19 protein-coding genes and 1 pseudogene are annotated in these 23,114 nt (G+C 33.7%); 13 read left to right on the top strand and 7 right to left on the bottom strand.

What is annotated here, in order from left to right; all coding sequences use genetic code 11:
* The first annotated feature begins 310 nt into the window (after nucleotides 1–310).
* The 8 genes and pseudogenes from serS to ACVEGE_RS06280 form a co-directional block, all read left to right on the top strand.
* Nucleotides 311–1,582 (top strand): serine--tRNA ligase, encoded by a 1,272-nt coding sequence (serS, locus tag ACVEGE_RS06315; RefSeq protein ID WP_192499777.1) that lies wholly within the window; start codon nucleotides 311–313, stop codon nucleotides 1,580–1,582.
* A gap of 92 nt (nucleotides 1,583–1,674) precedes the next feature.
* Nucleotides 1,675–3,453 carry a tetratricopeptide repeat protein gene (locus tag ACVEGE_RS06310; protein ID WP_192499776.1) on the top strand — a complete coding sequence of 593 codons (1,779 nt, stop codon included), beginning with the start codon at nucleotides 1,675–1,677 and terminating at the stop codon, nucleotides 3,451–3,453.
* Between the two features lie 53 nt (nucleotides 3,454–3,506).
* Nucleotides 3,507–3,818 carry a DUF4286 family protein gene (locus ACVEGE_RS06305; RefSeq protein WP_173851794.1) on the top strand — a complete coding sequence of 104 codons (312 nt, stop codon included), beginning with the start codon at nucleotides 3,507–3,509 and terminating at the stop codon, nucleotides 3,816–3,818.
* Nucleotides 3,819–3,942: 124 nt separating this feature from the next.
* Nucleotides 3,943–4,722: a 16S rRNA (adenine(1518)-N(6)/adenine(1519)-N(6))-dimethyltransferase RsmA gene (gene rsmA, locus ACVEGE_RS06300; RefSeq protein ID WP_173851795.1), complete on the top strand. Its 780-nt coding sequence runs from the start codon at nucleotides 3,943–3,945 to the stop codon at nucleotides 4,720–4,722.
* Nucleotides 4,712–6,064, top strand: coding sequence for a magnesium transporter (gene mgtE / locus ACVEGE_RS06295; protein WP_173851797.1), 1,353 nt, complete (start codon nucleotides 4,712–4,714; stop codon nucleotides 6,062–6,064). Before rsmA ends, mgtE begins: the two co-directional genes overlap by 11 nt.
* Nucleotides 6,065–6,117: 53 nt before the next feature.
* A complete protein-coding gene (proC, locus tag ACVEGE_RS06290; protein WP_192499775.1) occupies nucleotides 6,118–6,894 on the top strand; it encodes a pyrroline-5-carboxylate reductase in 777 nt (258 codons plus the stop codon).
* A 219-nt stretch (nucleotides 6,895–7,113) separates the two neighbouring features.
* Nucleotides 7,114–7,500, top strand: coding sequence for a hypothetical protein (locus tag ACVEGE_RS06285; protein WP_192499774.1), 387 nt, complete (start codon nucleotides 7,114–7,116; stop codon nucleotides 7,498–7,500).
* A gap of 77 nt (nucleotides 7,501–7,577) precedes the next feature.
* A pseudogene (locus ACVEGE_RS06280) lies at nucleotides 7,578–8,528 on the top strand (2-hydroxyacid dehydrogenase); the annotation flags it as partial.
* Nucleotides 8,529–9,007: 479 nt separating this feature from the next.
* On the opposite strand, the gene ACVEGE_RS06275 reads toward ACVEGE_RS06280, so the two are convergent.
* Complete coding sequence (locus ACVEGE_RS06275; protein ID WP_173853845.1) at nucleotides 9,008–10,810, bottom strand: GNAT family N-acyltransferase; 1,803 nt, start codon at nucleotides 10,808–10,810, stop codon at nucleotides 9,008–9,010.
* Nucleotides 10,811–10,947: 137 nt separating this feature from the next.
* Between ACVEGE_RS06275 and ACVEGE_RS06270 the strand changes: the two genes are divergently transcribed.
* The 3 genes from ACVEGE_RS06270 (at nucleotide 10,948) to ACVEGE_RS06260 (ending at nucleotide 13,824) form a co-directional block, all read left to right on the top strand.
* Nucleotides 10,948–11,712: an exodeoxyribonuclease III gene (locus ACVEGE_RS06270; protein WP_192499773.1), complete on the top strand. Its 765-nt coding sequence runs from the start codon at nucleotides 10,948–10,950 to the stop codon at nucleotides 11,710–11,712.
* A 27-nt stretch (nucleotides 11,713–11,739) separates the two neighbouring features.
* Nucleotides 11,740–12,681: an OmpA/MotB family protein gene (locus ACVEGE_RS06265; RefSeq protein ID WP_192499772.1), complete on the top strand. Its 942-nt coding sequence runs from the start codon at nucleotides 11,740–11,742 to the stop codon at nucleotides 12,679–12,681.
* Between the two features lie 105 nt (nucleotides 12,682–12,786).
* Entirely contained in the window at nucleotides 12,787–13,824 is a 1,038-nt protein-coding gene (locus ACVEGE_RS06260; protein WP_173853842.1) for an aldo/keto reductase, read from the top strand.
* A 126-nt stretch (nucleotides 13,825–13,950) separates the two neighbouring features.
* Here the strand turns inward: ACVEGE_RS06260 and ACVEGE_RS06255 are convergent, their stop codons facing one another.
* The 6 genes from ACVEGE_RS06255 to panC form a co-directional block, all read right to left on the bottom strand.
* Nucleotides 13,951–15,912, bottom strand: a complete 1,962-nt coding sequence (locus ACVEGE_RS06255) for a transglycosylase domain-containing protein (protein ID WP_192499771.1) — start codon at nucleotides 15,910–15,912, stop codon at nucleotides 13,951–13,953.
* A gap of 205 nt (nucleotides 15,913–16,117) precedes the next feature.
* Nucleotides 16,118–16,528, bottom strand: a complete 411-nt coding sequence (locus ACVEGE_RS06250) for a hypothetical protein (protein ID WP_173855489.1) — start codon at nucleotides 16,526–16,528, stop codon at nucleotides 16,118–16,120.
* 125 nt (nucleotides 16,529–16,653) lie between these two features.
* Complete coding sequence (radA, locus tag ACVEGE_RS06245; RefSeq protein WP_192499770.1) at nucleotides 16,654–18,015, bottom strand: DNA repair protein RadA; 1,362 nt, start codon at nucleotides 18,013–18,015, stop codon at nucleotides 16,654–16,656.
* Nucleotides 17,996–19,159: an alpha/beta hydrolase gene (locus ACVEGE_RS06240; protein WP_192499769.1), complete on the bottom strand. Its 1,164-nt coding sequence runs from the start codon at nucleotides 19,157–19,159 to the stop codon at nucleotides 17,996–17,998. The genes radA and ACVEGE_RS06240 overlap by 20 nt, the downstream gene beginning before the upstream one ends.
* 190 nt (nucleotides 19,160–19,349) lie before the next feature.
* On the bottom strand, nucleotides 19,350–19,700 hold the full coding sequence (panD, locus tag ACVEGE_RS06235; protein ID WP_173853837.1) for an aspartate 1-decarboxylase: 351 nt from the start codon (nucleotides 19,698–19,700) through the stop codon (nucleotides 19,350–19,352).
* A gap of 14 nt (nucleotides 19,701–19,714) precedes the next feature.
* Nucleotides 19,715–20,593 carry a pantoate--beta-alanine ligase gene (gene panC, locus ACVEGE_RS06230; RefSeq protein WP_192499768.1) on the bottom strand — a complete coding sequence of 293 codons (879 nt, stop codon included), beginning with the start codon at nucleotides 20,591–20,593 and terminating at the stop codon, nucleotides 19,715–19,717.
* A 78-nt stretch (nucleotides 20,594–20,671) separates the two neighbouring features.
* On the opposite strand from panC, the gene ACVEGE_RS06225 reads away from it, so the two are divergent.
* The gene (locus tag ACVEGE_RS06225) at nucleotides 20,672–21,478 is read left to right on the top strand and encodes a glycogen/starch synthase (RefSeq protein WP_173853835.1); all 807 of its coding nucleotides are present in this window, start codon (nucleotides 20,672–20,674) and stop codon (nucleotides 21,476–21,478) included.
* Nucleotides 21,479–21,499: 21 nt separating this feature from the next.
* Nucleotides 21,500–23,110: a DUF4270 domain-containing protein gene (locus ACVEGE_RS06220; RefSeq protein ID WP_173855493.1), complete on the top strand. Its 1,611-nt coding sequence runs from the start codon at nucleotides 21,500–21,502 to the stop codon at nucleotides 23,108–23,110.
* The last annotated feature ends 4 nt before the right edge of the window (nucleotides 23,111–23,114 follow it).

Raw genomic sequence — 23,114 nt, 5'->3', positions numbered from 1 at the left:
TAGGAAAGGCTCAGATTAAGTCACTCGTTCTTGTTAAACACCTTATGATAAATAATGCAGTGTGTCATAATGATGTTTTGTAATTTTTGTGATCAATTTTAGTATCATATCATTGTTCCACTCTTTAATTTAAGTATTGTAATAACAAACCATCTGTTGTGCTAATTTTTGAGTAAATCAATACGAACTGCCTGTGCTTCTTTACACAATAGGAGCAAATAGATTATTCCTAAAACTTTCCGTCGTTAGTATTAAACATTTCCTTAAATTTGCTTCCATTATTATAAAGTAGAGCATTAAAAATCAAGCTATGTTACAAATTGCATTTATTAGAGAGAATCAGGAGAAAGTAATCCAAGCGTTGGCAAAAAGGAATTTAGACGTCAAAAACGTGGTGGAAGAAGTTGTACAACTAGACGAAAAACGTCGTGCTACACAAGTGGCTTTAGACAACGTTTTAGCTGAATCTAATAAATTGTCCAAAGACATTGGTGAATTAATGAAAGCAGGCGAGAAAGCCAAAGCGACAATTTTAAAAGAAAAAACAGTAGCGTTAAAAGAACAAAGCAAAGAGTTGGCTGAAAAAGCTGATGCCTTGGTGAGTGAATTAACTGAGAAATTATACACGCTTCCTAATCTTCCAGCAGATATTGTTCCTGAAGGAAAAACACCAGAAGAAAACTTAAATGTTTTTGAAACTGGCGTTGTTCCCGTTTTACATGAAGGAGCACAGCCGCATTGGGAATTGGTTAAAAAATACGATATCATTGATTTTGAATTAGGAGTAAAAATTACAGGAGCAGGTTTTCCAGTTTATAAAGGGAAAGGTGCAAGATTACAACGTGCATTAATCAATTATTTTTTAGATAAAAATACAGCAGCTGGATACAATGAAGTGCAAGTGCCTCTTTTTGTAAATGAAGCGTCGGCTTATGGAACGGGACAATTACCTGATAAAGAAGGGCAAATGTACCATGACGCTACAGATGATTTATACATGATTCCTACAGCAGAAGTTCCGGTAACGAACATGTTTAGAGATGTAATTTTGAACGAAAGTGACTTTCCAATCTTAACAACAGCTTATACGCCATGTTTCCGTCGTGAAGCAGGATCTTATGGAGCACACGTTCGTGGTTTGAATCGTTTGCACCAATTTGATAAAGTAGAAATCGTGCGCGTCGAGCATCCTGATAATTCTTATAAAGCACTTGACGGAATGGTGGAGCATATCAAAGAAATCTTAGATGAATTGAAATTACCTTATAGAATATTACGTCTTTGTGGTGGTGATATGGGATTCACATCAGCGTTGACTTATGACTTTGAAGTTTTCTCAACAGCCCAAGACCGTTGGTTAGAAATTTCATCAGTATCTAATTTTGAAACTTTCCAAGCCAATCGTTTGAAATTGCGTTTTAAAGATAAAGACGGAAAAAGCCAACTAGCACATACCTTAAACGGAAGTTCATTGGCTTTGCCAAGAGTACTTGCGGGAATTTTAGAAAACTATCAAACTCCTGAAGGAATTGTAATCCCTGAGGTTTTACGTTCTTACTGTGGTTTTGATATTATAGACTAATTTGTGTTCAGTCCTCAGTGATCGGTGTTCAGTTTGCTTCTGAATTATACATCGGTTCGCAAACTGAACACTGAATACTGAACACCTTTAACATGAAGTACTTTTTTCTTTTTATCACTTTGTCATTTTCACTATTTTCGTTTTCTCAAAACGAAGAGTTAGCCGAATATTATTATGAAAAAAGCGATTTTGAAAAAGCTAAAATTAGTTATGAAGAATTACTAGAAAGTGTACCGCAAAACTTGCAGTATTTTCTAAGAACAGTAGATTGTTACCAACAATTACAACAATATAAAGAAGCAGAAAAACTCCTCCAATCTCGATTTAATAAATACAATCAGGCAAATATTCTGGTAGAGTTAGGTTTTAATTTTCAATTGCAAAAAGAGGAAGCTAAAGCTAAAGCATATTACGAGCAGGCAATAGAGCGAATTAAAAAAAATGTCCGTGATGTTTACGGCGTTTCTAGTGCTTTCGAGAAAAAAACTTTATTAGAATACACGTTAAAAGCATACGAAACGGCTACTGCAACAGAACCTAATTATAATTTTAATTATCAAAAAGCATTGCTTTTTGGGCAATTAGGGAATACCGATATGATGATTAGTACGCTGCTAGATGAAGCGTACGCCACCCCACAAAGTTCTAATTTAATCAAGAGTCAGTTGGCACGTTATATGGCTGACGAGGCTGATGTTACTTTTAGTGATAATGTGAGAAAAGCATTGATTTTACGAGTGCAAAAAACGCAAGATGTATTTTGGAACCGTTTTTTAAGTTGGTTTTATGTACAACAAAAAGAATTTGGAAAAGCATTCATTCAAGAAAAGGCAATTTACAAACGCAGCCCAGAGTCATTATCTACCATTATAGGTTTAGCGCAACAAGCAATTCAAGAAGAGGATCAAGAAACTGCCACCGAAATCTTAAATTTTATAATCGAAAATACCACTGACCTAGAACTACTCATTCAAGCAGATACGTATTTGGTTAAAATGAAAATCGAAAAAGCGCAAGAGAAAGATTTTGTTGCAATTAACTCAACGTTAGATGCTTTGCTTGCCAAATATGAAATTACTCCTTTTACCTTATCTTTGCAACTTATTCAGGCGCATTTTGTGGCTTTCGATCTTAAAAATCCAGAAAAAGGAAGAGTTATTATCAATAAAGCATTAGCGTTACAGCTTAATGATTATGAAATAGCACAGACAAAGATGGAACTTGCAGATATTCTACTTTATGAAGAAAAATTCAATCAAGCTTTACTATACTATTCTCAAATAGAATTAGATTTAAAGAATGATGTTGTTGCTCATGAAGCTAGTTTAAAAGCCGCCAAAACAAGTTATTTTAAAACTGATTTTCAATGGGCGTTAAAACAATTCAAAGAATTAAAGTCGGCTAATACGCAGTTGATCGCTAACGATGCTTTGGAATATTTCTTATTAGTTAATGATAATACCGTCGCTGATTCTACGCAAACGGCATTAAAGGAATTTGCTAAAGGTGATTATCTGTTGTATCAAAATAGAAATGATGAAGCAATTGCAAAGTTTCAGGCTATTTTACAAAAGTTTAAAGGACAAGAAATAGAAGCGGTTACTTTATTGCGATTGGGTAAGGTCTATGAAAAACGAGGTGCCTTTGATTTGGCTTTAAGCCAATACCAAGAAATAATAACGAATCACAGTGACGGTATCTATGTAGACGAAGCACTATATTTTTCAGCTGAAATTTACAATAAGAAATTGGCAATGCCAGAAAAGGCAAAACCACTTTATGAGAAAATAATTTTTAATCATGAAGACAGTATTTATTTTGTGGAAGCAAGAAAAGCTTTTAGAAAATTAAGAGGAGATAGTAATTTATAATTAATTGGGCAATCGTTTAACCGATTAAACTGTTCAATATTTAAATAGAAAAAATGATAATATATAACGTAACAAGTAATGTACACGAGAGTATTCACGATCAATGGATGATCTGGATGCAACACAAACATATTCCAGAAATTCTTGCAACAGGTAAATTTGTTTCGGCTAGATTAGTACGTGTTTTAATTGAAGAAGAAATGGGTGGAGTGACCTACTCAGCACAATACACAACAGATAGTAAGGAAACTTTAGAGAAATATTACCAAGAAGATGGACCACTATTTCGTGCTGAAATTGAGAAATTGTTTGGAGATAAAGTCTTGGCTTTTAGAACAGAATTACAAGTGGTTTCGGAACACTAAATGGATTATTCGGCTTTAATTGCTCACAGAATAATCGTAAACTTACTCTTTTTTATAGTTGCAAAAGTAAGTTACAATCATAATTACACGCTGTCCTTTGTGTCTTCGTGCTAAATAAAATAAAATGGAAAAAGTAAAAGCAAAAAAACACCTCGGCCAACATTTCTTGAAGGACGAAAGCATTGCTAAAGCAATTGCAGATACCATCAATCTAGAAGGGTATGAGGATGTTTTAGAAATAGGGCCTGGAATGGGAGTACTTACAAAGTACTTGCTTGATAAGCCTATTAATACTTATGTAATTGAGATCGATACAGAGTCAGTTGCATACTTAGATGAGAATTACCCAAAATTAAAAGATAGAATCATCTCAAAGGATTTCTTAAGATACGATATCAATGAAGTTTTTGAGGGAAAGCAATTTGCTATCATAGGGAATTTTCCATACAACATATCTACTCAAATCGTTTTCAAAACATTAGAGTTGAAACACCAAATTCCTGAATTTGCAGGAATGTTCCAGAAAGAAGTCGCACAACGTATTTGTGAAAAGAAAGGAAGTAAAGCTTATGGCATACTTTCTGTTTTGGCGCAAGCCTTCTACGATGTAGAATATTTATTTACCGTTGATGAAAACGTGTTTATTCCGCCACCCAAAGTAAAATCAGGTGTGATGCGCATGCGTAGAAAAGCGGATTATAGTTTGCCTTGCGGCGAAAAATTATTTTTTACAGTGGTGAAAACTGCTTTTCAACAGCGACGTAAAACGCTTCGTAATAGTTTAAAAACATTGAATTTATCAGATGAATTAAGAGAAGATATTGTTTTTAACTTACGACCAGAACAACTTAGCGTTGAAGAATTTATTGAACTTACTAAAAAAATAGAAGCCGATGGAATTTAAAATCAGTAAAGACTTAATACTCGAATTAGAGCAATACATTGTTAGCAAGGATGACGCCGGATTAGAGCGTTTACTTGGTGAAATGCACCATGCCGATATAGCCGAGATTCTGGACGAACTAGATTTTGATGAGGCAACTTATATCTTTAAAGTATTAGATTCAGAGAAAACATCTGAAATACTTTTAGAATTAGAAGACGATTTAAGGGAGAATATCTTAAAAAGACTTTCTCCAAAAGAGATTGCAGAAGAGTTAGATGAGCTGAACACTGATGATGCCGCAGATATCATCGCTGAACTTTCTCAATCCAAAAAACAAGAGGTAATCTCTGAGTTGGACGATTTAGAACACGCAAAAGACATTATTGACTTATTACGTTATGATGAGGATACCGCTGGGGGATTAATGGGGAAGGAGTTAGTAAAAGTTAATGAAAACTGGAGCGTACTTACTTGTGTAAAAGAAATGCGCGCCCAGGCCGAGAATGTGTCTCGTGTACACTCCATTTATGTGGTTGATGACGAGAACAGATTACAAGGGAGGTTGTCTTTAAAAGATTTACTAACAACTTCTACAAAAACGCAAATATCCGAAATTTACATCAAGAAAGTTACATACGTAAATGTAGATGCTGATGATGTTGAGGTAGCGCGAATCATGCAAAAATACGATTTAGAAGCTATTCCAGTCGTTGATGCAATGGGGCGGTTAGTTGGGCGTATTACTATTGATGATATTATTGATGTAATTAGAGATGAAGCTGATAAAGATTACCAATTAGCAGCGGGTATCTCACAAGATGTAGAAGCAGATGATAGTATTCTTGAGTTGTCAAAGGCGCGTTTACCATGGTTAGTTTTAGCACTTTTAGGAGGTTTTATTACCGTAAGAGTATTGGGCTTGTTTGAAGGCGCAATGGCTGAACACGGAAATTTATTCTTTTTCACTCCGCTTATTGCCGCAATGGCAGGAAATGTAGGTGTGCAATCATCAGCAATTATAGTGCAAGGTTTGGCTAACAATACCTTAAGCGGTTCGCTGTTTAGACGTTTGATTAAAGAAATTTCTTTGAGTTTATTAAACGGAGGTATTTTAGCTTGTATATTATTTCTAGGAAGTTATTTTCTGTTGGATGAACCACCTATAATCGGTTTTGTAATTTGCTCCGCCTTAATGTCGGTGATTATTATTGCCTCTCTTATTGGTACTTTCGTGCCGTTATTATTGGATAAATTTGGCGTAGACCCCGCATTAGCTACTGGGCCATTTATTACGACTAGTAATGATATTTGTGGAATCTTAATTTATTTCTCTATTGCGAGAATGATTCTGGGCTTTTAAAATTAAAAAAAAACTATTGAACTATAATAACCAACCAACTAACAACTAAAAAAATGAATATTCACATCATAGGAGGCGGAAATCTAGGCGCTTCTGTTGCTATCGGACTTGCAAAATTCTCCAGCAACCATAACATTACGGTTACTAGAAGAAATATTAACAAAATTCAGCATTTAGAAGCTTTAGGAATTACCCTTGCAACGGATAATACATACAATATTCAACAAGCTGATGTCATTATTTTAACCGTAAAACCGTATCAAGTTGATTTAGTTTTATCTGAAATTTTATCAGTTGTAAAGAATAAAATAATTGCCTCCGCAGTAACTGGACTTTCAACTGAAGCATTGCAAGAAAAAATTGGTAATGATAATCAGGCTATTCGCATTATGCCAAATATTGCAGCGCAGTTTGGAGAATCGGCTACTTGTATTTCTTTCCATGAAGATAACAATGAGCAAGGTCAAAAAGTGGTAAAACTGTTTGCAGATCTTGGTACAGCACCAGTTATTGATGAGAAATTAATGGATGCGGCAACAGTGCTTGCGGCCTCAGGAACAGCATTTGCATTACGTTACATACGTGCGTCTATGCAAGCAGGAATTGAAATTGGTTTTGACTGGCAAACAGCATTAGAGATTTCGGCACAAACCGTAAAAGGAGCAGCCAAAATGTTAATGGAAGAACAAGTACACCCAGAACAATTAATTGATCGCGTGACTACACCGCAAGGTTGTACCATTGCGGGATTAAGCGAAATGGAATCGCACGGTTTTAGTTCATCAATAATTCGCGGAATCAAAGCGGCATTAAAAAAAATAAAGGGTTAAGTAAGTTCGTTATCGTTTTGGACGTGCCCCCATAAAAAAAAGGTTCTTATCAGCAATGTGTTGATGAGACCCTTTTTTTTATGGCGTCGGGCTATACGCGCTACTTCGGTAGCTTGCTGCTATCCCTCACGCGGGCATGTAAATTACACTGATTAATATTCTTGCAAAAATTACGCAACCATTGTTGTATATTAGCATCTTAGCTAAAAAACATATCTTATGAAAAAGTTAGTATTATTTGCTGCATTGTTATTCGGTTTTCTTAGTTGTTCATCAACTACTGAAGCTGTTACTAATACACAATCTATTGAAGGTACTTGGAAATTAGTTGCAATGAGTGGTGGTATCACTGGAAGAACAACAACTCCAACAACCAATAAGGAAATTCAAATCTCAAAATCTGAAGTTAAGATTTATGAAAATGGTACTTTAATAGTAACCGAAAACTATACTATTGAAACTAAAAAATCTATTTTAGGTGGAGACAAACAAATGCTTGTTTATACTTCTGGCAGTCCAAGTCAATCTTATGTTTTAGAAGGAAATAAATTGCTTTTAAATGATGAATGCTACGATTGTTACCAAAAAGAATACGTTAGAAAATAAAAGACAAATTATGAAACTAGTTTATAAAACAATCCTAATTCAAATTTGTAACTTTGGGCAACAGAAAATAAATGATCATGTTGCATCCCGAAAACATTAAAATTCTACATATCGATAGCAATAATCCCATTATGATGGAGCAATTGCAAGCGTTAGGATTTACAAATCATACCGATTTTACTTCTACAAAAGAAGAAGTAGAAGCTAAGATTCATGACTATCAAGGAATCGTTATTCGAAGTCGGTTTAAGATTGATAAACAATTCCTTGATAAAGCTACAAATCTTCAGTTTATAGCACGTGTAGGCGCTGGTCTCGAAAGTATAGACTGCGAATATGCAACAAACAAAAATGTAGCGCTAATCGCTGCTCCTGAAGGAAATCGCAATGCTGTTGCAGAGCATGCTTTAGGGATGATTCTTTCCCTTTTCAATAAATTAAACACAGCCGATAAGGAAATTCGTTCGGGTCACTGGAATCGAGAGGGTAACCGCGGCCATGAATTGGATGGAAAAACTGTTGGAATCATTGGTTATGGAAATATGGGAAAATCGTTTGCCAAAAAACTGCGTGGTTTTGATGTTGAAGCTTTGTGCTATGATATTCTAGAGAATGTTGGCGATGTAAATGCTAAACAAGTTTCGTTAGCCGAATTTCAACAAAAAGCCGATGTGCTTAGTTTGCACCTTCCTTGGACTCCAGAGACTGATAAAATGGTCGATACGGCTTTTATCAATGGTTTTACTAAACCATTTTGGATAATCAATACTTCAAGAGGTAAAAATATTGTTACAGCTGATTTAGTTACAGCAATGAAATCAGCTAAAGTGTTAGGAGCAGGGCTTGATGTCTTAGAATATGAAAAACTGTCTTTTGAAACACTATTTCAAGAAGACAATACGCCTGAAGCTTTTCAATATTTATTAGAAGCGCCAAATGTGATTTTGACTCCCCATGTTGCCGGTTGGACATTTGAAAGTCACGAGCGTCTAGCGCAGGTTATTGTAGATAAGATAAAAGCAAAATATTTTGAATCAGAAATAGAAGTTGTTACGCAAAAAAGGGTAATTGGAATAGGTGGTTTTTTCTTTAAATCTAAAAACTCCAAAGAATTAGTTGCTTGGTACGGTAAATATCTTGGTTTAAAAACAGATGATTACGGATCAATATTTTGGTGGAAAGATAATGAAGGTAACGATTGTGCTACTCAATGGTCTCCATTTGCAGCTGATACTACTTATTTTGCACCAAGTGAAAAACAGTTCATGCAGAATTTTAGAGTGCATAATCTTGAGGGATTATTAGCAACGCTAAAAACTGAAGGCGTAACTATTGTAGGAGAAATGCAATCATTTGATTATGGTAAGTTCGGATGGATTCTAGATCCGGAAGGCAATAAAATTGAGCTATGGGAGCCAGTTGATGCTGTATTTAAAACAAATTGATTTTAAGACATAAAAAAGTCTCGACATTGTCGAGACTTTTTAGCTTTTATAATATAGAGAAATTAATCTTCCTTCTCAGTGAGTTTGCGCTCTAATTCAGCTTGAAATTCTTCCATAACGGGCTTCATGGTGCTTTCAGGGATATCTGCAATTCTAATATACATTAATCCATCTACTGCGTTATTAAATAATGGGTCAACATTGAAGGCAACTACTTTTGCATTTTGTTTGATGTATTTTTTAATCAATACAGGTAAACGCAATACGCCTGGTTCTAGTTCATCAATAATTTTATCAAATTTATTCAAGTCGGCTTCTGTTTCATTAAATATGAAATCTTTATCAGCGTCTTTTAATTTTACTTTGTATGCTTTCTTAGGGTGAATATATTGAGCAATATACGGATCGTAATAATTTGATTTCATGAATTCAATCATTAACGATTTTGAGAAATCAGAAAACTGATTGCTAATACTTACGCCACCTAAAAGGTATTTATGTTCTGGGAAACGCAATGTAGTATGAATGATTCCTTTCCATAAAAGGAACAATGGCATTGGCTTTTGTTGGTATTCTTTGATGATAAATGCACGACCCATTTCAATAGATTTGTGCATCATATCGTGTAACTCATGTTCAAAACGGAAGAGTTCATTTAGATAAAAACCTTCAATTCCATACTTAGGAAAAATCTCCGACCCTAATCCCATGCGGTAAGCTCCAGCTATTTTTTTAGCTTCGTCATCCCAAAGAAATAAATGATGGTAGTATTGGTCAAATTTATCTAAATCAAGGGATTCATTCGTTCCTTCGCCTACTGCTCTAAAGGTGATTTCGCGCAAGCGACCTATTTCGTGTAGAACATTTGGTATGTTTTTCGCTTCCGCAAAAAACACTTCGTAGTTCTTACTTTGTAATAATCTGCAATCCATCTCGCGTAGTTTGTCTACTTCGGCAATTATCATTTCGCTTTTAGCGGGAGTTGCAATTTCTTTAGGACTTTTTGGAAGTTTTAAATGCGGCGTAGTTAGTAATTTACTTTCTTTCTCAAAAGGATTCGCTAGCATGTAGGTTTTCTTTCGTAAAAACTCTGAATAGCTTTCTAATGATTTATGTTCGTTTTGCTCAGCTACAGATATTGGTTTTCCGATACGTACTTTTATAACGCGATTTTTTTGACTAAAAACTTCTGATGGCAACTTTGCAGTTCTAAAAGTGCCGCTAATCTTAGAAAGTAAGTAGAAAAGGCGGCTGTTTTTAGCATGAAAATAAATAGGAACAACAGGAACCTGTGCTTTTCTAATTACTTTAATTGCGCCTTCTTCCCAGGGTTTGTCTACCATTAATTGTCCATCTCTATAACTAGAAACTTCTCCTGCAGGAAACATGCCTAATGGCTTTCCGTCACTTAAATGACGTAACGTTTCTTTTATTCCTACCACGCTTGATTTGATATCCTTATGATTTTCAAAAGGATTCACTGGCATGATGTATTTTTTTAAAGGGGCTATTCGGTGTAAAAGAAAATTAGCAATGATCTTAAAATTAGGTTCTCTTTCAAGCATTAATTTTAACAACAAAACACCATCAATCCCTCCCAGCGGATGGTTAGATATGGTGATATAGGCGCCATCTTTGGGCAAACGCTTTAAATCTTCTTCAGGAATTTCAAATTTTATTTGTAATTCGTCAACAATTGCATTTAAAAAATCAGTGTCTTCAAGATGTTTATTTCTATCGTAGAATTTATTGAGCTTAGAAATCTTAAGTACTTTCATTAATAACCAACCGGAAAAGGTTCCGAAAACCCCATATTTCTCAGCGTTTATAGCTTTTGCAACTTCTTTGGCGGTAACTAAACCCATTTATTTTGTATTTTTCGAGCGAAAAACAAAGATAGAAAAAAACTCTATTATCTAATCATTTATGGATTGGATTTTAAGGTTTTTATGAGAGAAACTTTTTTATTTTTAGTACTTTTGAAAATCAAAATGGATAAAAAATGAGAATAATCTCCTATAATGTAAACGGAATTCGTGCTGCGATTTCCAAAGGTTTCATAACTTGGTTGCAACAAGCAGATCCCGATGTAATTTGTCTTCAGGAAATTAAGGCAACGCCAGAGCAAATTCCGTTATTGGATTTTGAGCTTGCTGGTTACCCTTATCACTACTGGTTTCCAGCTACAAAAAAAGGGTACAGTGGAGTAGCTATATTGTGCAAAGAGAAGCCAAATAATGTGGTTTATGGAACTGGAATTGAACACATGGATTTTGAGGGTAGGAATATTCGTGTGGATTTTGATGAACTTTCAGTGATGAGTTTGTATTTGCCGTCAGGAACAAATAGCGAAAGATTGAGTCACAAATTTATGTATATGGATGATTTTCAAAATTACATTACTGACTTAAAAAAGGACATCCCTAACCTTGTGATTTGTGGTGATTATAATATTTGTCATGAGGCAATTGATATTCACGATCCTATTAGAAATAAAAATGTCTCAGGGTTTTTACCTGCAGAGCGCAGCTGGTTAACTGATTTTTTAGATAATGGATTTGTTGATAGTTTTCGTTTTTTAAACAAAGAGCCTGATAATTATACTTGGTGGACTATGCGAGTTCCTACTGCGAGAGCAAACAACAAAGGATGGCGTATTGATTATTGTTTAGTGAGCGCCCCACTTAAAGATAAAATAAAAAGAGCAGTAATATTACCCGAGGCAAAACATTCAGACCATTGCCCCGTTTTAGTAGAAATAGCATAAATTAAATCACAATTTTAAAATATAAAAATGATAAAAAAAATTTCCTTAGGATTAATAGTAATCGCATTTGCAAGCTCATGTGTTTCTAAAAAAATATACGCTGATTTAGAGAATAAATATACTGATTTGAAAAAAGAAAATAGAGTCCTTGCTGATGGTAATGCAGATCTATTGTTAAATAAAAATCAGCTAGAAATGGTACAAGATTCTTTAAAAACAGAGATGAATAAAGTGAAATCAGAACGTGATAAACTACTAGCTGATAAAAGTGCTTTGCAAAATAAAATGGACGTTCTACAACAATCCTACAGTGCTTTAGAAAAAAATAGCAGTGATGCGTTGCAGGCTAACATGAGTAAAAACCGTGATTTATTAGCACAATTAGATGCTAAAGCAAAAGCGTTAGCGATTGAGCAAGAGCGTTTGAGTAAAAATGCACAACGTTTAGAAGAATTAGAATCATTAGTTGCGGCGAAAGAAGCTACAATGAAAAAACTAAAAGAGACATTGTCTAATGCCTTGAATAGTTTTGAAGGTAAAGGACTTACCGTTGAGCAGAAAAATGGTAAAGTATATGTTTCTATGGAGAATAAATTGCTTTTTAATTCAGGAAGTTATTCTGTAGGTTCTGAAGGTAAAAAAGCAGTAGTTGAAGTAGGGAAAGTATTGGGAGATAATCCAGATATCGCTGTTTTGATTGAAGGTCATACTGATAATGATGGTTTTTCTAGTTCAGGTCCAATAGCTAATAACTGGGATTTATCTACAAAAAGAGCAACGGCAATTGTTGCTATTTTAGGAGAAAACGCTAATGTGAACAAACAAAATCTTACTGCTGCGGGAAGAAGTGAATATGCCCCACTAGCATCTAATGCTACTGCTGAAGGAAAAGCGAAGAATCGTAGAATTGAAATAATTTTAACGCCAAGATTAGATGAGATTGCGGATATGTTAAAAGAAATCAACTAAACTACTAATAAGTAAAAGTTAAAAAAGGCTCAAAGACATTCTTTGAGCCTTTTCTATTATAAAAACCTTTGTAACTTTGTGTTTTCAAAATCGAATAAAAATATAATGAAATATACTACATTACCCAATACCGATATAAAAGTTAGCAAGATTTGTTTAGGAACAATGACTTTTGGTCAACAAAATACAGAAGCTGAAGGACATGCTCAAATGGATTATGCATTAGAACGTGGAGTGAATTTCTTTGATACTGCTGAGATGTACTCCATTCCAGCCAGTGAAAAAACTTACGGAAGTACAGAAAAAGTAATTGGAACTTGGTTAAAAAAATCAGGTAGGAGAGAAGAGGTAGTTTTGGCTTCAAAAATTGCAGGTCCAAATCCTAATTTTACTTATATGCGTGACAAGGTTGACTTTTCTCCTGAAAGTATTAAATATGCCTTAGACAATAGTTTGAAACGTTTGCAAACGGATTATTTGGACTTGTATCAATTGCACTGGCCAGAAAGAAAAACAAATACCTTTGGTCAACGTGGTTTTACATTACAGGATGATGAGTGGGAAGATAATATTCATGAAGTATTAACTACTCTTGATGGATTTGTGAAAGAAGGAAAAATAAAGCATATAGGCCTTTCTAATGAAAATGCGTGGGGAATTATGCGTTTTCTAGAGGAGAATAAATACAATAATTTGCCTCGAGTAAAAACGATACAGAATCCTTATTCGCTATTAAATCGACTTTTTGAAAATGCTTCTTCTGAGATTTGCGCTAGAGAAAATGTAGGTTTGTTGGCTTATTCGCCAATGGGATTTGGAGTTTTATCAGGTAAGTTTTTAACGGGAGAAAGTCATCCAAAAGCAAGAATCAACTTGTTCCCACAATACACAAGATACAATAGCGCTCAATGTACTGAGGCAACAAAATTATACCATGAAATTGCAGTTAAAAATGGATTAACGTTAACGGAATTAGCACTTGCTTTTATCGAACAAAAACCGTTTTTGACGAGTACTATTATTGGAGCAACTACTTTGGGACAATTAAAAGAAAATATAGATACCATCAATGTCACTTTATCTGAAGATGTTTTAAAAGCAATTGATGGTGTACAGGCAATCATTCCTGATCCAGCACCTTAATTATAAGAATTTTTAAATATAAAAGTGTTCCGTTTTCATGTTTTGAAAATGGAACACTTTTTTTATAGCAAATTTTTTAAACTAGTATGTATTTAGTTTTAAATAAAAATCAGTAATTCATTGGGTCTAAAAATCAAATTCATCACTTACTTTTACAGAATCTACAGCAACAGTATCTTGAGCTTTAATGCGAAGATAAGATCTAGCTGGGCCAGAAATAAACAGCGGTAATGATTTATAAATGGTATCATCAATAGCTAATAAGCCTCTTTTAAGCATAATGTTCGTTAGGAAACGTTCTTGCTGCGCAGCAAACTCTTTTAGTTTTCCTTGATCATTAAACTGGTACATGAATTTTTTTGGGCTTGGAATAATTCGTGCAAGGTACAAGCATTCATTAAAGTTTAATTGATCGGGTGTTTTTTGAAAATAAAATTTACTAGCTTCTCCTATTCCGTAAATATTAGGTCCCCATTCTATAATGTTAAAGTACACTTCGAGCATGCGTTCTTTACTAACGATTCTGTTATTTTCTAAAATGTAAACTAATAGAATTTCCTCTAACTTTCTAGAGACTGTTTTTTCTCGAGTTAAAAAGACATTTTTAATTAGTTGCATGCTTATGGTGCTTGCCCCGCGAGCAAATTTTTTGGTCTTAATGTTCTTGACAATAGATTGTTTAAACGCTTCATTTATAAACCCGTGATGCGAAAAGAAAGAAGGGTCTTCGGTGGTTAAAACACACTTTTTAAGATAAGGTGAAATTGCGCTCATGGGCGTGTAATTTGCATTAGCATTACCAACTAAAATAGGACGTTGCAATACCTCTTTTATGATTGCTCTATAGATAAACTCGCCGTTGAGTTTGTTCAAATTAGCTTCTCCATATTTAGTTATTTTTAGATTTTCTTTATTAATGTTACTGTCAAAGACTAATTGATCAGGTTTGTTTTTATTGAATTTAAAATCAAGCTTGTAATCAAAATTACCCTCAGCTTCCATTCCTTGAAAATGGGTAAATAATCCATCAGGAAGTGAATTGATGAAATCTTGCGCTTTCATTTTGGGAATGTTAACTTTGAGCTTATAAATCGTGTCAGACTCAGTTTCATAAGACAAGTATGGACGGAATTTAATCGAATTAAACTGAGCTGTTGAACTGCTATCTACCGCAACAAAATCAGAGCCTAATAATAAACGGTAATCAAATCGTGCGTTCTTGATGACCACATCTTTCGCAGCAATTTTAGGATGATTAATCTTTAAATTCACTATTGATGTAAAGCCGTCAATATGCAATTCGTTACCACTACGGTCAATGTTTTCAATATTCAGTCTAATGGAGTCGAAACTTGCTATTAAATTGTAACGTTCATCAAAATAAGGCACTTTAATAGCGCCAGTATCCCTGTTAAAAAAACGCAGATCAGCTTTTTTATTTCGAGGATCAGCGAAGCCTTTTATTTTCCAGCGTTGTGAAAAAGTATTTGTTTGAACATTAATAGCTGTTTCCATATTTGAGTTTGCCAAAACTAAATCTTGAATATCAATAAATGCTTTCTTGCCGTTATCGTCTATTTTAAACTTTAGATTCTCGATTTTCATGTCGGTGGGAATCAAATTCAGTACTTTGGAGATAATGCGGTAAGCAAAGGCAGCATAATCTCTTTTATCATTTGTAGCCACTTCATTACTATCTTTTTTTAAAAAAGCCGCGAAATTTTTACGGTCTCCTTTTTGTATAAGTTGAACTAAGCCATTGTTTATTTTTAAGGTGCCAAGTTGAATGTCGCCAGAGAACAAATGCCAGAAGTTTACGCTTGTTTCCATTTTTCGAATGTCAAAAAGGGTATCAGCATCTTTAGGAACTAATGTGATTTTAGTTAGTTTTATTCCGGTAAGCCCATTGAATTCGGCTTTTTCTACGGTGAATTTACTGTTGTATTTTTGATCCAATTTACTGGAAACCTTTTGTATGGCCTGCTGAAGTAGTGTGTCTCTAAAAATAAAAAAACCAGTCACTAATGCTAGTAACATTAGTGCGAGAATTGTTAAGCTAATTTTTATTTTACGTTTTTTATTTTTCATTAATCGTGTTGCGTTTAGCAATGACTTAAATGCTCCCTTGATTTAATTACTGCATTACGCAAACAAATTTAACTGAATAGTGGGGAATATATTTTGTTATTGTGAAAAAATATAATGTTTAGTTTATTTTAAAGGCATAAAAAAACTACAATGATCATATTGTAGTTTTTAAAGTATGCGATTAAAAAGCTCTTAATAGGCTTTTTTATTGTGCGTAAAACTTTTTCACTTTAGCAACAATTTGGTTAGTAGTCATACTGTCTGAAGTTTCTACTAATTTTAATTTGCTGGGTAAAGTTGATTTTTCAATATTAATTTTATGTTCTAACTTAGTTTTTGTTTCTGCAGGGCCAAAAATATAAAGTTCATCGGTATCGTTTATTTTTGCAATGATTCCTTTAAAATAGTTATTAATCTCGTGTTTTCGTCTTTCGTCAAATGTATTTTGAGAGTCAATATGTTGATGACCAATAAAACTTCCTTTGTCACCTTCTTTATCGTGATAGATTCGGTTCTCTAAATCAGATTCAATTTCCGTTACAGTTTCTTTACCATTATTTAAAGTTACAATGATTGCTTTTCTAGAGTCAATCCATATACCAGTTTGCTTCTTCATCTTGTAATTTTTTTAAATTAGTACTATATTATAGTTTTGATATAAAATTACGAAAATAGTATTGAAAATCAGTGAATTAAATCTTAAATAGTCAGCTGTTGTTTTATTTGTTTTCCATAGAGTTATTACCCAAAAAGCATGCTTGCTATGTCTTCAATCTTAGTAACTAGTTGAATTTTTATACCTGGGTTTTTTAATGCGATTTTATTGTATTTAGAAACAAAAATGGTAGAGAAACCTAGTTTTTCTGCTTCTTGAATGCGTTGATCCACTCTATTGACTGGGCGAATTTCACCAGATAAACCTACCTCTCCGGCAAAGCAAAAATCTTTATTTACAGGAATATCTTCATTAGAGGATAAAATAGCCGCAACAACTGCTAAATCGATCGCAGGATCGTCTACTGATATTCCGCCGGTTACGTTTAGAAAGACATCTTTGGCGCCAAGCCTAAAACCAGCCCTTTTTTCGAGAACAGCTAGAATCATATTCAATCTTTTGGCATTGTAACCTGTGGTACTTCGTTGTGGTGTTCCGTAAACTGCAGTGCTTACTAAGGATTGTATTTCAATCATTAATGGGCGCATGCCTTCTAAAGTTGTGGCTATTGCTGTTCCAGAAAGTTCTTCGTCTTTGTGCGATATTAATATTTCGGAAGGGTTGGAGACCTCTCTTAATCCGCTGCCAAGCATTTCGTAAATTCCAATTTCGGCTGTGGAGCCAAAACGATTTTTTAACGAGCGTAATATTCGATAAACATGATTCCTATCACCTTCAAATTGCAATACGGTATCTACCATGTGTTCCAAAATTTTTGGACCAGCGATATTTCCATCTTTAGTAATGTGACCAATTAGAATTACCGGAATGTTTGTTTCTTTAGCAAATTTAATTAGTTCAGCAGTGGTTTCTCTAATTTGAGAAATGCTTCCCGCAGTCGATTCAATATAATCAGTATGTAATGTTTGGATCGAATCTATAATTACAATTTCAGGCTGGATCGCTTCAATTTGCTTGAAGATATTTTGTGTCTTTGTTTCGGTAAGAATGTAACAATTGTCGCTGGTAGGCGTAATCCTTTCGGCGCGCATTTTTATTTGTTTCTGACTTTCTTCACCCGAAACATATAACGTTTTATAGGGTAATTTTAAAGAGACTTGCAATAGTAAAGTACTCTTACCAATGCCAGGCTCACCTCCTAGAAGCGTTAATGATCCAGGAACAATTCCGCCACCTAAAACACGATTCAATTCTGCATCAGTAGTATCCATTCGGATTTCCTGAGTAGCATCAATTTCATTTATTCTTAGCGGTTTTGGCGCTTTACTTTGTGTTGTAGATTCAGTTTTCCAAGCAACTCTCTCTTCTTTTTGAATTATTTCTTCGGCAATAGTGTTCCATTCTTTACAAGAGTTACATTGGCCTTGCCATTTTGCATATTGGGCGCCACAACTTTGACAAAAAAAACTAGTTTTTACTTTTGCCATCTGGTTCTTCTTTTTGGTGTGTTATATCGTAATATTTATCGATCATCATGTCTTTTGTCAGGTCGCCAATAGGTTCCATTTGTGAAGCTAATTGGTAATACCTTGCGGCTCTTTTTTGGTCACCCTTTTTTTCGAACATTAAACCTAATTCATAAGATGAAAGCATTGATTTAGGGTAGTTTTTATCAGCTATTTCAGCTAATTTATCTAACTCCCAGTATGCGTTGTTTTTTAGGATTGCGGCTTCAATGGCTTTGAAATCATTAATTCTAACTGGGATTTTTAATCCTAGTTTATTGTTAATGATATCGTATTTGTTAATCAAATAATCAGTGTGTCCTTCTTGTAGAATTACAATTTTGTCATTGAATTCAGCTGATGAAATGGGTTTGTAAACATCAAATATTTGATACAAAGCATTCGGAATCGCGTAAAGTGCTAAAGAATAATGTGACGCATTAAACTCATCATATTTATAATTAAGCTGAGGGTTTTCTATTTTTTTTATGTTCTCATTTAATTTTTGAATGGGACCTTTCATTTGCTTGATGTCGCCAGATGCTAATGCTTGATAGTAAAAAATAGGTTTTTTTACCGCCTTTAATTTATCAGCAACATAATATTCCATTTCAGTAGCTAGTTCTGGGCTTAGGGAAATATAAGCATTAAAAATAGGATTGTCTTTGTATAAAAAAGCATTTATAAAACCTGCTGTAGTATCAAGCCCTGCTATAATTTTAAAAGGAGCGGTTCTATATTTACCTTCGATATAAGGTAATAATTCATAGCTAATGAAATTGAAAAAGGCAGTAGCTTTTTTTGTAGGTAAGCCATCGGCTTCATCAAAAGCGCAGTCTTCTTGCCTTTGTTTGCTGTTGTTTTGATTTATGGTAACAATAATTATTTCAGGTAAGTCATCCCAATATGAGGCATAATTAATGGCGCCGTAAAAAGGATCGTGCAGGTATTGTCCATCTAGTAAAACTAATAATGGGTATTCTTTTGTTGTGTTACTTTCGTAAGATGCAGGAAGTGTGATGCTAATTTCTCTTGTATCGTTTAGGCTAACAGACTTAAAAGCTTCAATTTTTTTTTGAGAAAATACGGTTAAAGAAAAGAATAGTAATAGAAAATAGTTTTTCATTTGTTTAATTTTAGATAATAAAAAATACGTAAATGGTTACCAATATAATACTTTATTTGAAATACATATTGGTTGTCTTTATAATTTGGATTTAAGGTATTACTTTATAGTTGGGAAATACGATTATTGAAAAATCCCCATCAAAAATAGTTTTTTAATGGGGATAATTGGATGTTCTCTAAGAACTATTTTATGTTAATGAGTTGTCTTTTTCATTTGGAAAAATTATCCAAGGTTTGAAAGTTTTTGCTTCTTCAAATTCTAAAGTGGCGTAAGCGATAATAATAATAATATCATCTTTTTGAACCTTTCTAGCTGCGGGTCCATTAAGTGTTATTTCGCCAGAATTTCTTTCACCTTTAATAGCGTAAGTTTCAAAACGTTCTCCGTTATTGATGTTGACAATAGCAACTTTTTCACCTTCAATAATATTTGAAGCTTCTAAAAGGTTTTCGTCTATAGTAATACTACCGATATAATTTAAATCGGCTCCAGTAACTTTTACTCTGTGGATCTTTGATTTTAATACTTGAATTTGCATGCTACAAAAGTAATTTAATTTAATGAAATCGTATCGATCAATCTGACTTTATTCATAAAAACAGCAATGAAAGCACGGTATTTTTTTGTTTCTATTTTTGTTTCACAAGGTAAAAGGCTATCCTCTTCGGCTATTTGAAAATATTCTAAATCAAACGAAGGTTTATCAGCAAAGTTATCGGTCACCCATTTTGTTACTTCTTGTGCTGTGTGTTCTTGAAACTTTTCTTTTGTTTCTTGAAGTAATTTGTAAATAAAAGCAGCTTCCTCTCTTTGTTCAGGTGTTAATCTTTCATTTCGAGAACTCATTGCTAGGCCTGAAGGCTCTCTAAAGATGCTGCATCCAATTACGTTAACGGAGAGTTTGTTTTTTTCGACCATTTTCTTAACAATTTGCAATTGCTGAAAGTCTTTTTCTCCAAAATAAGCATTTGTAGGATTAACAATTTCAAATAGTTTTTTTACTACAGTTCCTACGCCGTCCCAATGTCCAGGTCTAAACTTCCCTTCCATTTGGTGCTCTAATCCATCAAAATTAAATTCTTCAGAGCTAATTTTTTTGTCATAAATATCTGCCACTGTAGGAGCGTATACTAGAATTGTTTTATTTAAAGTGGCTATTTTCTGTACATCTTCTTCAAGAGTTCTGGGGTATTTTAGTAAATCTTCGGGGTTATTAAATTGCGTGGGATTTACAAAAATGCTGATTACAGTAGTATCGTTTTCTGAAAGTGATTGTTGCAGTAAAGATAGGTGTCCTTTGTGAATTGCACCCATAGTTGGAACAAAACCAATAGTAGAATTACTGGTATTAATAGCGGTCAAATGTGCTATTAAATCGGCCTTTCCATTGAAAATATGCATCGTTATTTTATTTAAATTATATGCAAACATAATATATTAGTTAATAACTGCATAAATTTTTGTAATTTTGCGTGGTTTTTATTACCAATAAACTAAGCAAATTACAATATGAAAGATAAGAGGATATTATACGTATCATCTGAAGTGGTGCCTTATTTAGCTGAAAATGAAGTTTCTTTAATGTCTTATGATGTACCCAAGATGGTTAATGATCAGGGAGGACAAATAAGGATTTTCATGCCAAGATATGGAAATATAAATGAGAGAAGACATCAATTACATGAAGTGATTAGGCTTTCAGGTATGAATTTGGTAGTGAACGATTTGGATATGCCTTTAATTATTAAAGTGGCATCAATCCCAAAAGAGCGCATTCAAGTTTACTTTATCGATAATGATGAATACTTTAAGCGTAAAGCAACTTTTGCTGATGAAGAAGGGGTAATGTATGCTGATAATGATGAGCGTGCGATCTTTTTTGCTAAAGGAGTGGTTGAAACAGTTAAGAAACTGAATTGGGTTCCTGATATTATTCATGTTCATGGTTGGATGGCTGCGATGTTGCCTATTTACATGAAGCATTATTATAAAAATGAAGCTTTATTTTCCGATACAAAAATCATAACATCAGTTTATAGTCAATCTTTTGAAGGTACTTTAGATGCTGAAATGATTAATAAAATACAACTTGACGGTGTGCCATTAGACGCTATTGAAGGATTGAAAAATCCAGATTATGAGAGTATAATAAAAGCAACCATAGACCATTCTGATGGGGTAATTATTGCTTCAGAAGGGCTTTCTCCAAGTTTAACAAAATATATAGAATCTTCAGGAAAACCTTTTTTACCTTTCGTCGCTAAAGATGCTTTCGCAGAAGCGTATAGCAATTTTTATAATAACGAAGCGTTGTAAAATTTAAATATTTATTATTATATGTTCAATAATTCTTTTTTTAAGAAAATTCTTCTAGTAGTTTTAGTCGTGTTTTCATATTCTTGTGATAAAGATTATAATTCTATTGGTGACGGATTGATAGGTGATAATCATTTTGGTTTTGATAAGTATACCGCAAGTGTGGTTGCTTATAATCAAAAAGTGAGCCCAGTAGAGTCTCAAAACCTTGCTGTAAATGCTTTAGGTATTTATGAAACAGAAGCTTTTGGTACTAATATTGCAAATTTTGCTACGCAAATTTCTTTAGCTAGTCCAAATCCTACGCTAGGCGTTAATCCTGTTATTGAGAGTGTGGTATTAACGATTCCTTATACAAGTACTTTAGTTTCTACTGATGCTTCTAGTGGTGATGGAACTTATGAGCTATCTTCTATCTATGGGCCAAGTGATGGTAAAATAAAACTAAGTGTTTATGAATCTGGTTATTTTATGAGAACCTTAGATCCTACGACAAGTCTTAGTGAAGTACAAAAATATTATACGAACGAAAATGCTGCTTTTGATGTTGCTAAAGTTGGGACAAGGTTGAATGATTCTGGTATCACAAGTGAAAATGATGAGTTCGTATTTAGTGCTGCTCAATATAAAAAATCAGAAACTAAAGATGGTGTAGAAGTTGTTACAAGAGAAGCTCCTGGAATGCGTTTAAATCTTAATACTACTTTCTTTAAAACAAAAATCATGGATGCTATCGCTAGCGGTAAATTAGCTACTAATGATGTTTTTAGAGAATATTTTAGAGGTTTGTATTTTAAAGTAGAAAAATCAGGATCGAGTCCTTCAAGTTTAGCTGTTCTTGATTTTACAAAAGGTAAAATTACGGTTAATTATAAAGAAAACACCTCTGCGACTGATGAGACTAGGGTAGATAAATCTATTGTGCTTAATCTTACCGGTAATACGGTGAGTTTATTGCAAGAAAGTAACAGTAAGGCTAGTTATACTAATGCTACATCAGTGAGTAATATTAATAAAACAGTTGGTGATGACAAGTTGTATTTAAAAGGAGGAGAAGGTTCAATGGCTGTTATAGAACTTTTTGGTAAAGATCTTTATGGAGTTGATGGTAAGACTGGAGCTCCTAATGGTGTTGCAGATGAAATAGATGTAATTAGAGCAAGTGGTTGGTTGATTAATGAAGCGAATCTAGTTTTCCATGTTGATGATGCTATTGCAAATGAAAATAAAGTAAACAGAGTTTATCTTTATGATTTAAATAATAGTAGAGCAATTGTAGATTATGGTTTTGACCCTACTACAGGTACGACGTCTCAAAATGGAAAGTTGATATATGACGGTATTTTGAATACAGAATCAGCGACTGATAATTATTATAAAATAAGAATTACAAATCAAATACGAAACCTTGTTAAGAACACTGATTCAACTAATGTTAAATTAGGTTTGGTGGTAACTCAAGATATTAATGTTATTACATCAAGTAGTTTGAAAACAGCTAATACTACAATTTCAAAGGTAGCTAAAGCATCAGTAATGAGTCCGCAAGGGGTTGTTTTATATGGTTCTTCTCCTGTTGTTGACGACAAGAAAAGGTTGAAGCTTGAAATTTATTATACAAAATCTAATTAAAAAA

Source organism: Flavobacterium sp. PL002, assembly GCF_054165825.1.
The sequence above is the reverse complement of the archived record's forward strand: the minus strand, read 5'-3'. Positions and strand labels throughout refer to the sequence as shown.

Coding starts and splice junctions, on each gene's coding strand:
- serS (WP_192499777.1), top strand. CDS start 311: ATGTTACAAATTGCATTTATTAGAGAGAATCAGGAGAAAGTAATCCAA.
- ACVEGE_RS06310 (WP_192499776.1), top strand. CDS start 1,675: ATGAAGTACTTTTTTCTTTTTATCACTTTGTCATTTTCACTATTTTCG.
- ACVEGE_RS06305 (WP_173851794.1), top strand. CDS start 3,507: ATGATAATATATAACGTAACAAGTAATGTACACGAGAGTATTCACGAT.
- rsmA (WP_173851795.1), top strand. CDS start 3,943: ATGGAAAAAGTAAAAGCAAAAAAACACCTCGGCCAACATTTCTTGAAG.
- mgtE (WP_173851797.1), top strand. CDS start 4,712: ATGGAATTTAAAATCAGTAAAGACTTAATACTCGAATTAGAGCAATAC.
- proC (WP_192499775.1), top strand. CDS start 6,118: ATGAATATTCACATCATAGGAGGCGGAAATCTAGGCGCTTCTGTTGCT.
- ACVEGE_RS06285 (WP_192499774.1), top strand. CDS start 7,114: ATGAAAAAGTTAGTATTATTTGCTGCATTGTTATTCGGTTTTCTTAGT.
- ACVEGE_RS06275 (WP_173853845.1), bottom strand. CDS start 10,810: ATGGGTTTAGTTACCGCCAAAGAAGTTGCAAAAGCTATAAACGCTGAG.
- ACVEGE_RS06270 (WP_192499773.1), top strand. CDS start 10,948: ATGAGAATAATCTCCTATAATGTAAACGGAATTCGTGCTGCGATTTCC.
- ACVEGE_RS06265 (WP_192499772.1), top strand. CDS start 11,740: ATGATAAAAAAAATTTCCTTAGGATTAATAGTAATCGCATTTGCAAGC.
- ACVEGE_RS06260 (WP_173853842.1), top strand. CDS start 12,787: ATGAAATATACTACATTACCCAATACCGATATAAAAGTTAGCAAGATT.
- ACVEGE_RS06255 (WP_192499771.1), bottom strand. CDS start 15,912: ATGAAAAATAAAAAACGTAAAATAAAAATTAGCTTAACAATTCTCGCA.
- ACVEGE_RS06250 (WP_173855489.1), bottom strand. CDS start 16,528: ATGAAGAAGCAAACTGGTATATGGATTGACTCTAGAAAAGCAATCATT.
- radA (WP_192499770.1), bottom strand. CDS start 18,015: ATGGCAAAAGTAAAAACTAGTTTTTTTTGTCAAAGTTGTGGCGCCCAA.
- ACVEGE_RS06240 (WP_192499769.1), bottom strand. CDS start 19,159: ATGAAAAACTATTTTCTATTACTATTCTTTTCTTTAACCGTATTTTCT.
- panD (WP_173853837.1), bottom strand. CDS start 19,700: ATGCAAATTCAAGTATTAAAATCAAAGATCCACAGAGTAAAAGTTACT.
- panC (WP_192499768.1), bottom strand. CDS start 20,593: ATGTTTGCATATAATTTAAATAAAATAACGATGCATATTTTCAATGGA.
- ACVEGE_RS06225 (WP_173853835.1), top strand. CDS start 20,672: ATGAAAGATAAGAGGATATTATACGTATCATCTGAAGTGGTGCCTTAT.
- ACVEGE_RS06220 (WP_173855493.1), top strand. CDS start 21,500: ATGTTCAATAATTCTTTTTTTAAGAAAATTCTTCTAGTAGTTTTAGTC.